Below are 13272 nucleotides of genomic sequence, written 5' to 3' on the forward strand. Positions count from 1 at the left end.
TGATCGAAGACTATGAGGTACGAGCCAAACAGCCTGCCCGTCTGGTGAGGCTGGCATAGTCTAGAGGATCAAACATGCAAAAAAGACGCGCTGCCATAGTGGCACCGGTACGCACCGGGGTTGGGGCATTCGGCAAAAGCCTGCGCCAGGTTTCCGTTGAAGATCTGATTGCCACGGTCGTCAATGAAACCATCAAGCGCTCCGGCGTGGATCCCGCCATCATTGAAGATGTCGTGGTTGCCCAGTCTTATGCCAACAGCGAGGTGCCGTGTGTTGGCCGTTGGGCGGCTTTGCAGGCAGGGTTGCCGGAGCATGTGCCCGGCATGCAGCTGGACCGTCGTTGCGGAGGCGGCCTGCAGGCCATCATCAATGGTGTGATGATGATCGAGTCCGGCGCCTGTGACGTTGTGCTTGCCGGTGGCGTAGAAAGCATGAGCAATATTGAGTACTACTCGACCGATGTGCGTTGGGGCAAGCGTGCAGGGTCCTTTACCATGCACGACCGGCTGGATCGTGGCCGGGAGCGGTCGCAACCGGAAGACCGGTTTGGCTATATTTCCGGAATGATCGAAACCGCCGAGAACCTGGCCACCAAGTATGGCATTTCCCGCGAGGCGGCTGATGAATATTCGGTTCGCAGTCATCAGCGTGCGGCCGCTGCCTGGGATGAAGGCCGTTTTGATGAAGAGGTTGTCGCGGTCAATATTCCGCAGCGCAAAGGTGATCCAATCGTCTTCAGGTGCGATGAAGGTATCCGGCCTGAAACCACCATGGATTCACTGGCAGCGCTGCGCCCACTGATGAAGGGCGGTACCGTTACCGCGGGTAATGCCAGCCAGCAAAGCGATGCTGCGGCAGCCTGTCTTGTTGTTGCTGAGGACAAACTGGCCGAGCTGAACCTGGAGCCCATGGCCTTCATGGTAGGCTGGAGTGCGATGGGGTGCCATCCGGCAACCATGGGAATTGGTCCGGTGCCCGCAGTAGAGAAACTGTTCCGTAAGACCGGTCTCGGCTTCGGGGACATGGATCTGGTTGAGGTAAATGAAGCGTTCGCCTGTCAGGTGCTTGCGGTCCTGAAAGAGTGGGGTTGGGATGACCTTGACCGTCTCAATGTCAACGGATCAGGGATATCCCTGGGCCACCCGATCGGTGCCACCGGCGTGCGCATCATGACCAGCCTGCTGCACGAGATGCAGCGTCGGGGCAGCCGTTATGGCCTGGAGACCATGTGCGTTGGTGGTGGCCAGGGCGTGGCGGCCATTTTTGAGCGAGCCTGAGGGCTCGCACACTCAGTCGGTCGGGGAGAGCGAAGCCATACTGCGTATCTCCTCCACCAGCTCCTTACCACACCTCGGCAAGGCATCCAGTTCGCGGACAATCAGGCTGCGCTCCCGTTCGGCCCAGTCGTCTTCCAGGTCGATGGTGACGATGTCGAGGAAATCGGCATAGCGGCGGGCGATGGAGCGGGGCAGGATGCCGATTCCGACACCGCGGCTGACCATCCGGCAGGCCGACTCGAAGCCGAACACCTGGATTCGCATCTGCAGGGTCGAGCCGGTTTCGCCGGCCTGGTCCTTGAGGAAGTTGAACAGGGTGCTGCCTTCCCGTAATCCGATGTGGGGGTATTCCAGGGTTTCCCGGAAGGAGAGGGTCTGGCGGGTGGCCAGCTCGTGACCTTTCGGGGTAACCACCACCAGCCGGTCGACACTGAACGGAATGATCTCGAGCTTCTTGTTGGCATTCACCGGGCCGGCGACCACCCCAAGGTCGGTTGAGCCGTCGACCACCCCGCGAATAATGTCGTGGGTCAGCCGTTCCTGCAGGTCAATGGTCACCCCCGGGCGGTTGACCAGAAAGCGTGCCAGTACGTCGGGCATGAAGTCGCTCACCGCCGTGGTGTTGGCGAAGATGCGCAAATGGCCGGACTCCCCTTCTGCATACTGGGAAAACTCGTCCTTGATGTAATCCACCTGGCGCATGATGGCACGGGCATGGACCAGCAGGTCATGGCCGGCGGGCGTCAGTTCCACACCCTGGCTGTCCCGGTAGAACAGCCGGCTGCCGAGTTGTCCTTCCAGCGACTTGATCCGCATGCTGGCCGCCGCTGTGGAAAGGCTGGCGCGGCGGGCACCGCCGGTCAGGCTGTTGGCTTCGGCGACATGGATGAACAGGCGCAGGTCAGGGATATCAAAGTGCATGGGTCAGATAGTCAGCAGGCTAACAAAGGGACGCTCAGTCTAAACCACCGGGGTGTTCATGGAAACCAAACGCACCCTTGTGGAAAAACGAATTCTCTCCTGCGTCGTATATCGGCATTCTTACCATTATTCAAAACCCAGAATAAAGATTGATAGAGGATGCATGATGTCAAGCTCCCCCGAAGACTGGATCGGTAAGCAGGAATCCTGCGGGGATCGCCTCGATCCTTCCCATGCCGGCCGTATTGCGGCGATGCTGGACCGCCCTTTCCCGCAGGAAGGTGATGCCCTTGCGGCATTATGGCACTGGGCGTTTTTCCAGATTCCGGTACCGCCGTCCGCCACCGGGCCGGATGGCCATATTGCGCCGGGTGGTTTTTTGCCTAAGTCCGAGGGTAACACCCGGATGTGGGCCGGTGGCCGGGTCAATTTCCACCAGCCACTGACCATCGGTCAGCCGGCGCAACGTCAGTCCCGCATCAAGGCGGTCAACGAAAAAAACGGCCGCTCCGGCAAGCTGCTGTTCGTCACGGTGGAACATGAGTTTCGCCAGAACGGCGTGCTGTGCGTGAGCGAGGAGCAGGACATCGTCTACAAGGCGCCGGCAGCGCCGCGGCTGTCACTGGACAAGCCGGTTGCCGAGGCCCAGTGGAGTCAGCCGGTCACACCGTCGCCGCTGCTGCTGTTCCGTTATTCCGCGGTGACCTTCAACGGCCACCGCATCCATTACGACCACCCCTACACCACGCAGGAAGAGGGCTATCCGGACCTGGTGGTCCATGGCCCGCTGATTGCTACCCTGATGGTACAGGCCTTTGTCGATGCCAATCCGGGATTGAAGCCGGTGCGCCTGTCTTACCGGGGATTGCGCCCGTTAACCGTCAACAAGCCGTTCCGGGTCGAAGGCCGGATGGCCGGCGACGGCCAGGCATTGCTGTGGGCCGCTAATGAAGACGGCCCGGCTCACGAGGCAGAACTTGAATTCGAGGAGAACAACTAGATGACCAGTCCATCCCTGGAGAAGTATCAGGATATCCGTGAAGGCGTACGTGGCCTGTGTGCCGAGTTCGACGCAGCCTACTGGCGTGGTGTTGACGAGCGTAAGGCGTTCCCCGAGGAGTTCGTCGAGGCAATGACCCGCGCGGGCTGGCTGGCGGCGATGATCCCCGAGGAGTACGGCGGGTCTGGCCTCGGGGTGTCGGAAGCCTCGGTGATCCTGGAGGAAGTCAACCGCGCCGGTGGTAACTCCGGAACCGTGCATGGCCAGATGTACAACATGTTTACCCTGCTGCGCCACGGCAGTGAGGCCCAGAAGCAGAAGTACCTGCCAAGAATTGCGGCCGGCGAATTGCGCCTGCAGTCGATGGGAGTGACCGAACCCACCACCGGGACCGATACCACCAAGATCAAGACCACCGCGGTGCGTCAGGGCGACAAGTATGTGGTCAATGGCCAGAAGGTCTGGATCTCCCGCATCCAGCATTCCGACCTGATGATCCTGCTGGCCCGCACCACGCCGCTGGAAGAAGTGCAGCGCAAGGCGGAAGGCATGTCGATCTTTATCGTGGACCTGCACCAGGCCATCGGTAACGGCCTGACGGTCCAGCCCATTGCCAACATGGTGAACCACGAGACCAACGAGCTGTTCTTCGACAACCTGGAGATTCCGGCCGAGAACCTGATTGGCGAAGAAGGCAAGGGCTTCCGCTACATCCTCGATGGCCTCAATGCGGAACGTGCGCTGATTGCTGCCGAGTGTATTGGTGACGGTCGCTGGTTTATCGACAAGGCGCGCAAGTACGCCAGTGAGCGGGAAGTGTTTGGCCGGCCGATCGGCAAGAACCAGGGCATCCAGTTCCCCATCGCCAAGGCGCATATCAACGTGGAAGCCGCCGACCTGATGCGCTGGCGTGCCTGTGAGGAATACGACAGCGGTCGCAACGCCGGCGCCAGCGCCAATATGGCGAAGTATCTGGCTGCAGAGTCTTCCTGGGAGGCTGCCAACGTGTGTCTGCAGACCCACGGCGGATTCGGCTTTGCCAATGAGTACGACGTGGAGCGGAAGTTCCGTGAAACCCGTCTGTACCAGGTAGCGCCGATCTCCACCAACCTGATTCTGTCTTACGTGGCCGAGCACCTGCTGGAGCTGCCCCGGTCGTTCTGACACCCGACAGCTGCGGGATCGTTGTTGTGACAGCAAATAATAACAAGCCCCTCCCGCTGGGCGGGGTAACGGTAGTCTCACTGGAACAGGCAGTTGCCGCGCCCTTGTGTACCCGCCAGCTGGCGGAGCAGGGGGCGCGGGTAATCAAGGTTGAGCGGCCGGGTAGCGGTGACTTCGCCCGGGCGTACGACGACCGGGTCAACGGCATGTCGTCCCACTTTGTGTGGGTCAACCGTTCCAAGGAAAGCCTCGCCCTGAACCTGAAGACAGCGGAAGGGCAGGACATCCTTCACCGGTTGCTGGCGGAGGCCGACGTTCTGGTGCAGAACCTGGCACCCGGCGCTACCGCCCGCATGGGGCTGTCGTTCGCCGCGCTGCATCAGCGGTACCCCGGGCTGATTGTCTGCGACATCTCCGGTTATGGCGAGGGTGGTCCCTACCAGGACAAGAAAGCCTACGACCTGATGATCCAGAGCGAGAGCGGTTTCCTGTCCATAACGGGAGATCCGCAAGTGGAGGGCATGGCGAAGGCGGGTTGCTCGGTGGCCGACATTGCCGCCGGCATGTATGCCAGTAACGCCATCCTGTCGGCACTGTTGCTGCGGGGGCGGACCGGCGAGGGCAGTCACATTGATGTCTCCATGCTGGAGAGCCTGGTGGAGTGGATGGGTTACCCCATGTACTACAGCTTCGACGGAGCACCGCCACCGGCCCGGGCCGGCGCCTCCCATGCCACCATTTATCCCTACGGCCCCTTTCCGGTTGGCGATGGCACCACGGTCATGCTGGGCCTGCAGAACGAGCGGGAGTGGCGAGCGTTCTGTGACGCCGTGCTGGAATGCCCGGAACTGGCGGACAACCCCGATTTCATCGACAACTCGCAGCGCTCCGCAAACCGCAGACAACTGCGGGAGCTCATCGTGACGGCTTTTGCCGGGCTGACCCGGGATGAGGTGGTGCGTCGCCTGGATGAGGCCGGTATCGCCAACGCGACCGTCAATGACATGGCCCTGGTGTGGCGTCACCCGCAGCTGGCGGCCCGTGACCGTTGGCTGGAAGTGGCCACACCGGCCGGACCGGTGCCGGCGCTGAAAGCGCCCGGGCTGTGGTTTCCGGAAGCCGTTTCCGCGGTGCCGGCGGTCGGGGAGCACAGTGCCGTCATCCTCGGGGAGCTCGGTTACCCCCGGGACCAGATTGACCACTTTAAAAGCGCGGGTGTGATCTGACGCCAGCGCACTCATTCAGCGTTCAGCGCGCTATCCAGTAAGCACACTATCCGGTGCGCTACCTGGCGCGCTGTAGAGAACAGGAACCTGACCATGACAGGCAGAGATTTGAAAACCATGCTCTTCGTGCCGGCCTCCCGCCCTGAACGCATTCCCAAGGCGATTGCCAGTGGCGCCGGTGCGGTGATTGTGGATCTGGAGGATGCGGTCCCGGCGGATGCCAAGGATTCGGCGCGACAGGCCCTGGAAAGCTTCCTTGCCGGCCATGACGGTGCGCCGATCTACGTGCGCATCAATGCCCGGGGGACAGCCGGGTTTGAGGCGGACCTGGCGCTGTGCGCGCGTCATGACAAGGTGGTGGGCATCATGTTGCCAAAAGCCGAATCCGCCAGTGATATCCGGGCGGTGGCCGGTTCCGGCAAGGCCATCATTCCACTGATCGAGTCTGCCCGGGGCCTGGTTGCGCTCAACGAAATCGCCGCGGTGCCAGGGGTGGAGCGGCTGAGTTATGGCGGGCTGGACCTCAGCGATGACCTGGGGATCGAAGGTAATACCGAGGGGGCGGACACTGTCATGGACCAGTGCCGCTATCAGCTGCTGGTCAGCTCCCGCGCGGCCGGTTTGCTGGCGCCCATCGATACCGTATTCCCGGTCTTTGACGACGAAGATGCGGTGCTCGGGCGAGCCCGCCGGGCCCGCAACATGGGCTTTGCCGGCATGCTGTGTATCCACCCGAAGCAGGTTACCCCGGTGCAGGCCGGATTTTCCCCGGATCCCGATCAGGTGGCCTGGGCCCACAAGGTCATGGAAGCTGCCACGTCTGGCGGCGGTGCCTTCAAGGTCGATGGCCAGATGGTGGATGCACCGGTGATCGCCATGGCCCGAACAATTCTGGAGCGGGCCCGCTAGGCCTGCCTGCCACGATTCCGCAACAATCATAACAAGGACCATCCGGTATGACGTTGTCGGGAGCCCGAAAGCGTTACCTGCGGGGCAGGGCCGCAGTCAGAACCGTGGCTGTGCTGGTGCTCATGGTGGCACTGCTGCTATTGGCGGGGCAGTGGCTGATCTACCGGATCAACCATGTCCATGTAGTGGATGCCCGGATCAAGACTGACATGGTGGCCGTGGCATCCCGCCTGCCGGGCTGGGTTCGTTCGCTGGCGGTTGAAGAGGGGGATGCGGTAACGGAACAGCAGCCGTTACTGGAGATTGACAGCCGCGAGCTGGAGCTTGAGCTGGCGGTGATCGCGAGCCGCCGGGCGGTGCTGGAAGCAGAAACCGCCCGGATTGGCGCGGAGCTGGACTTCGCCAGGGCGGTGGATAACACCGAACTGAAGCTCGCTGATCAGGCACTGGCGGCGGCCCGCCTGGAGTTGGCGCGGCAACAGCTCGGGCTGGCCAAGGCCGCTGAGGATCTGCAGCGTCTTCAGGGCATGACTGCCAATGCCATGGTGTCGGCACAGCAGCTGGCGGATGCCCGCCACCGGCGCGACGGTTCGGCACTGGACCTGAAGCTGGCGGAGAACCAGTCCCGGGCGGCAACGGCCGGCCGGGCGCGGGCCGAGGCGGAGTTGTTAAGGCAGCAAGTGCTGGCCCGGGAGGCGGAGGTGGTTGCCGGTCGCCTGGCGGAGCTGGCAGCGGAAGAGCAGACCCTGCAGTTGCGTCTGCGGGACCATCGCCTGCGCAGCCCGGTAGACGGTCGGGTGGCCCGTACCTTTGTCGAGACCGGGGAGTACGTCCAGGCCGGGCAGAACCTGATGCTGGTGTTCCGGCCCGGCAGCCTCTGGGTCGAAGCGAACGTCAAGGAAACCGCGGTGCGCAAGGTGCAACCGGGGCAGGCGGTGCAGATCGAAGTGGATGCCTATCCTGACGAGGAATTCCGCGGCACGGTCACCCGGGTGGGCTACGCCGCAACCAGTGAGTTTGCGCTGATTCCCAGCCCCAATCCCAGCGGCAACTTCACCAAGATGACCCAGCGGATTCCGGTGCGGATCGTTTTTGACCAGCCGGACAGCCGGTTGCGACCGGGCATGATGGTAGAGGCGGGAATCCGTGTCCGCAACTGACGCGCTGTTCGAGCGATACGGGCCGCGCTATAAGTGGTTCAGTACCGCGACGGTGATGCTCGGTACCCTGTCCATGACGCTGGCCGCCACCATCGTCAACGTGGCCATCCCGGACATCATGGGCAATTTTGGCATCGCCCAGACCAAGGCCCAGTGGTTGTCCACCGGATTCCTGGCCGCGATGGCGGCGTTCATGCTGCTGAGTTCCTGGGTGCTGCAGACCTTCGGGATGAAGGCCGCGTACATCGGCGCCATGGTGCTGTTCATGATGGCCGCGGTGCTGGGCGGAGTCAGCGTCCATGAAGACATGGTGATTCTGTCGCGCATCCTCCAGGGGGCCATGGCCGGGATCATCCAGCCGCTGGCGATGACGGTGATCTTCCGGGTGTTTCCGGCGGACCAGCGTGGCCTGGGGATGGGGGTTTATGGTCTTGGAGTCATTCTGGGGCCGGCGGTAGGGCCGGCAGTGGGCGGCTTCCTGGTGGACTGGCTGAACTGGCGGGCGGTGTTTTTTCTGCCGCTGCCGGCCTGTCTGGCAGGCATCGTCTTTGCGCTGTTTTTTGCCCCTGACCGGGATCCGGAGGACCAGCCGCAACCGTTCGACTGGAGCGGTTTCGGCTTGCTCTGCACGGCGCTGGGTTTGTTGCTGTGGACCCTGTCCAACGGCCAGCGGCTGGGCTGGAATTCGGCGGAGATCCTTGCCACCGGCAGTGGGGCGCTGGTGACCGCCGTGGTGTTCGTGGTGTGGGAATTACACAGCCCGCGGGCGTTGCTGGCAGTCCGGATCTTCACCAACCCGGGTTTTGCTGCCGGTTGCCTGGTGGCGTTCTGTTACGGTGCCGGACTGTTCGGGTCGACCTATCTGGTGCCGTTGTTTGTCCAGGAGATCCAGGGGTTTTCGGCCACTGCCTCGGGGTTGTTGCTGATGCCGGCGGGGCTGGCCATGGGGCTGGTGTTTCCTGTTGCCGGTCGGCTCAGTGACCTGTACCCCGCGCCCATGCTGATGGGGCTCGGCGCCGTGCTGTTTGCCTGGTCCTGCTGGGCACTGGCGGTGGTGGATGTCTATACGTTGCCATGGGTGATTGCGGGCTGGGTGGCGGTGGGCCGGCTCGGGCTGGGGCTTGGTATGCCGGCACTGAGTACCGGCTCGCTGAACACGCTGGCTTCGCACCTGCTCAGTCAGGGCGCTGGCGCCAATAATTTTGCCCGTCAGCTGGGCGGTGCCATGGGCGTGAACGTCCTTGCGGTGGTGCTGGAATGGCGCAGTGCCGGGCACGCGGCGGTGATTGCCGAGACCCAGACCGTAGGCAATGAGGGGACCCGGACCTGGCTGGCGGCCATGGGCGACAGCTACACCGCGGCCGGCGCTAGTGCAGACCAGCTTCATGGCCTGGCGCTGCGACAGCTTGGCGAGTTGGTCTGGTTTCAGGGCTACAGCCGCGGATTTCAGGACAGCTTCCTGGTGTTGGCGCTGGCGTTTGCGGTCGCTTTGGTGCCGGTATGGCTGATGCGACGGGCGGGGGCATAAGACGGAAACGGGACGACACCGAGGCGAAATATGCCAATCAAAACTCCCGTTCCTGCCATTGGTATCGGCAGGGTGGATGCCTAGCCTGAAGGGCGGCACCAACGATTCCGGCCGCGCCGGGGCAGCCCACACCAAGAACAATATTGAGGATGAGAGCATGGACAATTACAAGACACCCTGGATGACCGAAGAGCTGGAAATTTTCCGGGACTCTGTACACAAGTTCCTCGACAAGGAATTCGTGCCCAACCAGGAGCGATGGGGCAAGCAGGGGTATGTGGATCGTGAGGCCTGGTACCGGGCCGGCGAAATGGGCCTGCTCTGTGCCAGCATTCCGGAGCAGTATGGCGGTGGTGGTGGCTCGTTTGCCCATGAAGCGGTCATCAACATTGAAATGACCCGCGCCCTGGTGAATTTCGGCATCGGCGTCCACAACGGCATTCTTGCCCACTATATCCTGGCCTACGGCAGTGAGGCGCAGAAGCAGCGCTGGTTGCCACGTATGGCGACCGGTGAGCTGGTGGGCGCCATCGCCATGTCCGAGCCCGGGGTTGGCTCCGATCTCAAGAGTGTGAAAACCCGCGCCGTCCGCGACGGAGACGATTACCTCATCAATGGTTCCAAGACCTTCATCACCAATGGCTACCACGCCAATCTGATCTGCGTGGTATGCAAGACCAATCCGGAACTCGGTGCCAAGGGCATCTCCCTGGTGATGGTGGAAACCGAGGGCCAGGGTGGTTTCCGACGTGGCAAACTGCTGGAAAAGATTGGCCAGAAGGCGCAGGACACCGCCGAACTGTTTTTCGATGACGTGCGGGTGCCCCAGGGTAACCTGTTGGGTGCGGAAGAGGGTCGGGGCTTTGGTCAGCTGATGCAGCAGCTGCCCCAGGAACGGATGATCATCGCCCTGTCGGCCCAGGCCAGCATGCACCGCGCCATTGAATTTACCACCGACTATGTCCGGCAACGGGAAGTGTTTGGCCAGCAGCTGAGCGAGTTGCAGAACACCCGCTTCAAACTGGCCGAGTGCAAAACCGTTGCCACCATTGCCACCACCTTTGTGGACCAGTGCATGATGCAGCTGCTTGCCGGTCAGCTGGATACCACCACCGCCGCCATGGCCAAGTGGTGGACTACCCAGAAGAACTGCGAGGTGATTGATGAATGCCTGCAGCTGCATGGTGGCTATGGCTATATCCTCGAGTATCCGATCGCGCGGATGTATGCCAATGCACGGGTCAGCAAGATCTACGGTGGTTCCAATGAAATCATGAAAGAGCTGATTGCTCGCAAGATCACCTGATCCCAACAATCCAACAACACATCAGGCGTGGAGCCGGGAGAACAACATGAAAGCGCAACAGAGCACCTATTGGCCCAAGGGGTTGCCACGGACACTGGATCTGCCAAGAACCAGCCTCTATTACAATCTGGAAGTGGCGGCAACCCGCTACCCGGACAAGCCGGCGGTCGTGTTCTACGATTCGGTGCTCAGCTATGCCGGATTGTGCCAGCAGGTCCAGGCGCTGGCGGGCTACCTGCAGCAGGAATGTGGCGTGCGCCCCGGTGACCGTGTCGCGCTGTATTCGCAGAACTGTCCGCAGTATGTGATCGGCTACTACGCCATTCTCCGTGCCCAGGGTGTGGTGGTGCCCGTTAACCCGATGAACCTGGCGGAGGAGCTGCAGTACTGCGTAGCCGACAGCGGCGCCCGGACCGCCCTGGTGGCGCAGGAACTGTACGGCAATGCGCAGCCCCTGCTGGCCTCCGGCGACCTGGATCACCTGGTGGTCCACGCCTATGCCGATTACCTGACCGAGGCGACCGACCTGGCAGTACCTGCTGCGGTAACTGCGCCACGGCAGGAACATGCCGGCTCCGGCGTCACCCTGTGGCAGGATGCACTCGACCGCAACCTCACCCCGGCGGCCTTCGCCGGCAAGCACGACGACCTGTGCGTGATTGGTTACACCTCCGGCACCACCGGCCATCCGAAGGGCTGCGTCCATTCCCACAGCACGGTAATGGCATCGGTTGCAGCCTCGGCCGTCTGGCGGGGTGGTTCACCGGCGTTCTCGGCACTGGCCATTGCCCCGCTGTTCCATTTCCTGGGAATGCAGGGAGGCATGAACGGGCCGATCTTCAACGGCGCAACCGCGGTGCTGATGCAGCGGTGGGACCGCGACGTGGCGCTGAAACTGATCGAGCGCCACCGGGTCAGTCTGTGGAGCGCACCGCCTTCAATGATTGTCGATTTCTTCTCCAATCCGGCGCTGGCAGACCATGATGTGTCCAGCCTCAGCAAGCTGATGGGCGGCGGCGCCGCCATGCCGGAAGCCATCTCCCGCAAGCTGGCCGAGGAATTCAGCATCACCTATAACGAGGCCTATGGTCTGACCGAGACGGCCGCCTTCATCCTGGGAAATCCGATCGAGCGGGGCAAACGGCAGTGCCTGGGTATCGCCAGCTTCGGGGTCGATGCCCGAATTGTTGATCCTGCCACTCTCGAAGAGCTGCCCCAGGGCGAAACCGGCGAGATCATCCTCCATGGCCCGCAGGTAATGCTGGAGTACTGGAACAATCCCGAGGCCACCGCCAAGAGTTTCCTCGAGCGGGACGGCAAGCGCTTCCTGCGGACCGGCGATCTCGGCTACATGGATGAAGAAGGCTATTTCTTCATGGTTGACCGGCTCAAGCGGATGATCAATGCTTCCGGGTTCAAGGTATGGCCGGCGGAGGTTGAAAGCATTATGTACGGCCACCCGGATATCCATGAGGCCTGTATTATCGCGGTACCGGACCCGAAGCGGGGTGAAACTGCCAGGGCCCTGGTGGTGCTGAAACCGACCGCGCCGGCCAATCTCACCGAGGACGATATTATCGCCTGGTGCAAACAGCACATGGCCGCCTACAAGGTGCCGACGTCCGTTGCGATTCTGGACGAACTGCCGAAATCCGGTACCGGCAAGATCATGTGGCGGCAGCTGCAGGAGGATGCCCGTGCAGAAAGCTCGAATTGTGCCTGAGGTCGCCGGGGCCGCGGCTCCCGTAATCCGGGCTCCGGAACCGGCTGAACTGGTTGAGGTGGCGCGGGATGTGTTCTGGTCCCGCATCCCGTTGCCGGGCAAGCTGAACCACATCAATATCTGGTTGCTCCGCGAGGAAGACGGCTTCTCGGTGGTGGATACCGGGATGTACACACCTGACGCCGAGGCCGCCTGGGAGTCGTTGCTGGCGGCTCTGCCGGAAGGCATGCCGATCCGGCGGGTATTCGTGACCCACCTGCATCCGGATCATGTCGGCATGGCCGGCTGGTTGCTGGACCGGGGGGCGGACGAGTTCTGGATGACCCGCATGGAGTATCTGACCTGCCGGGTGCTGGTGGCGCAATCCCATGATGACACCGTGCCGGAGGATTTCACCGGGTTTCACCGTGCCGCGGGCTGGTCTGCCGCGGCAGTGGATGCCTACTACGATCATTACCACAATTATGGCCGGCGGATCTCCCGCCTGCCACGGAGCTATCGGCGCCTGCAAGAGGGCCAGTACCATGTTATCGGTGGGCACCGCTGGCGGGTGGTGACCGGTAACGGTCATTCCCCGGAACACGCCTGCCTGTACTGCGAGGACAGCAAACTGCTGATCTCCGGTGATCAGGTGTTGCCCGGGATTTCGTCCAATGTGTCGGTAACGCCCCTGGAGCCAACGGCTAACCCAATGGCTGACTGGCTCGCCTCGCTGGCCAGGCTGAAAGCGGAACTGCCGGACGACCTGCTGGTCTTGCCAGCCCATCAGCGCTGTTTCATCGGTCTGCACGATCGAATCGATGCCCTGATCGCCAGTCAGGAAAATGCCCTGGCGGGGTTAAGGACGGCGCTGGAAGCGGGCCCGAAGCGGGTGGTGGACCTGTTCAGCGTGTTGTTTGGCCGTGCCATCAGCGACGAGAATTTCATGATCTTCAGCCTGGCGACCGGGGAGGCGCTGGCCTGCCTCAATTACCTCTGTGAACGGGGGGAGGCCGACTATACGACAGATGCCCGGGGGGTTCGCTGGTACCGCGCACCGGCACCGTAACGGTGCGTCG

General features: G+C 62.3%; 11 protein-coding genes. 10 read left to right on the plus strand and 1 reads right to left on the minus strand.

Translation table 11 applies throughout. From position 1 onward, the window contains the following. The first annotated feature begins 74 nt into the window (after positions 1–74). Complete coding sequence (locus CLH61_RS12220; RefSeq protein WP_099615033.1) at positions 75–1277, plus strand: acetyl-CoA C-acetyltransferase; 1203 nt, start codon at positions 75–77, stop codon at positions 1275–1277. 12 nt (positions 1278–1289) lie between these two features. On the opposite strand, the gene CLH61_RS12225 is transcribed toward CLH61_RS12220, so the two are convergent. Continuing rightward, positions 1290–2198 (minus strand): LysR family transcriptional regulator, encoded by a 909-nt coding sequence (locus CLH61_RS12225; protein WP_099615034.1) that lies wholly within the window; start codon positions 2196–2198, stop codon positions 1290–1292. 163 nt (positions 2199–2361) lie between these two features. Between CLH61_RS12225 and CLH61_RS12230 the strand changes: the two genes are divergently transcribed. The 9 genes from CLH61_RS12230 (at position 2362) to CLH61_RS12270 (ending at position 13262) form a co-directional block, all read left to right on the plus strand. After that, positions 2362–3198, plus strand: coding sequence for an HTD2 family dehydratase (locus CLH61_RS12230; protein ID WP_099615035.1), 837 nt, complete (start codon positions 2362–2364; stop codon positions 3196–3198). Further along, positions 3199–4362: an acyl-CoA dehydrogenase family protein gene (locus tag CLH61_RS12235; RefSeq protein ID WP_099615036.1), complete on the plus strand. Its 1164-nt coding sequence runs from the start codon at positions 3199–3201 to the stop codon at positions 4360–4362. It abuts the gene before it with no gap. Positions 4363–4388: 26 nt separating this feature from the next. Continuing rightward, positions 4389–5588, plus strand: coding sequence for a CaiB/BaiF CoA transferase family protein (locus CLH61_RS12240; RefSeq protein WP_099615037.1), 1200 nt, complete (start codon positions 4389–4391; stop codon positions 5586–5588). A 93-nt stretch (positions 5589–5681) separates the two neighbouring features. Next, positions 5682–6497, plus strand: a complete 816-nt coding sequence (locus tag CLH61_RS12245; RefSeq protein WP_099615038.1) for an HpcH/HpaI aldolase/citrate lyase family protein — start codon at positions 5682–5684, stop codon at positions 6495–6497. A 47-nt stretch (positions 6498–6544) separates the two neighbouring features. Beyond that, positions 6545–7657 carry an HlyD family secretion protein gene (locus CLH61_RS12250; protein ID WP_099615039.1) on the plus strand — a complete coding sequence of 371 codons (1113 nt, stop codon included), beginning with the start codon at positions 6545–6547 and terminating at the stop codon, positions 7655–7657. Beyond that, entirely contained in the window at positions 7644–9185 is a 1542-nt protein-coding gene (locus CLH61_RS12255) for an MDR family MFS transporter (RefSeq protein ID WP_211289112.1), read from the plus strand. Before CLH61_RS12250 ends, CLH61_RS12255 begins: the two co-directional genes overlap by 14 nt. 181 nt (positions 9186–9366) lie before the next feature. Beyond that, positions 9367–10491, plus strand: a complete 1125-nt coding sequence (locus tag CLH61_RS12260) for an acyl-CoA dehydrogenase family protein (RefSeq protein WP_407657585.1) — start codon at positions 9367–9369, stop codon at positions 10489–10491. 46 nt (positions 10492–10537) lie between these two features. After that, positions 10538–12214: a long-chain fatty acid--CoA ligase gene (locus tag CLH61_RS12265; RefSeq protein WP_099615040.1), complete on the plus strand. Its 1677-nt coding sequence runs from the start codon at positions 10538–10540 to the stop codon at positions 12212–12214. Beyond that, positions 12189–13262, plus strand: coding sequence for an MBL fold metallo-hydrolase (locus CLH61_RS12270; RefSeq protein WP_170003726.1), 1074 nt, complete (start codon positions 12189–12191; stop codon positions 13260–13262). The genes CLH61_RS12265 and CLH61_RS12270 overlap by 26 nt, the downstream gene beginning before the upstream one ends. Positions 13263–13272 lie beyond the last annotated feature (10 nt).

Origin of the sequence: Marinobacter profundi (assembly GCF_002744715.1) — a bacterium.
In the GTDB taxonomy this organism is placed as follows: domain Bacteria; phylum Pseudomonadota; class Gammaproteobacteria; order Pseudomonadales; family Oleiphilaceae; genus Marinobacter; species Marinobacter profundi.

Bases quoted from the DNA above. Each gene is read 5' to 3' on its own strand.
- CLH61_RS12220 (WP_099615033.1), top strand. From the start codon at position 75: ATGCAAAAAAGACGCGCTGCCATAGTGGCACCGGTACGCACCGGGGTT.
- CLH61_RS12225 (WP_099615034.1), bottom strand. From the start codon at position 2,198: ATGCACTTTGATATCCCTGACCTGCGCCTGTTCATCCATGTCGCCGAA.
- CLH61_RS12230 (WP_099615035.1), top strand. From the start codon at position 2,362: ATGATGTCAAGCTCCCCCGAAGACTGGATCGGTAAGCAGGAATCCTGC.
- CLH61_RS12235 (WP_099615036.1), top strand. From the start codon at position 3,199: ATGACCAGTCCATCCCTGGAGAAGTATCAGGATATCCGTGAAGGCGTA.
- CLH61_RS12245 (WP_099615038.1), top strand. From the start codon at position 5,682: ATGACAGGCAGAGATTTGAAAACCATGCTCTTCGTGCCGGCCTCCCGC.
- CLH61_RS12250 (WP_099615039.1), top strand. From the start codon at position 6,545: ATGACGTTGTCGGGAGCCCGAAAGCGTTACCTGCGGGGCAGGGCCGCA.
- CLH61_RS12260 (WP_407657585.1), top strand. From the start codon at position 9,367: ATGACCGAAGAGCTGGAAATTTTCCGGGACTCTGTACACAAGTTCCTC.
- CLH61_RS12265 (WP_099615040.1), top strand. From the start codon at position 10,538: ATGAAAGCGCAACAGAGCACCTATTGGCCCAAGGGGTTGCCACGGACA.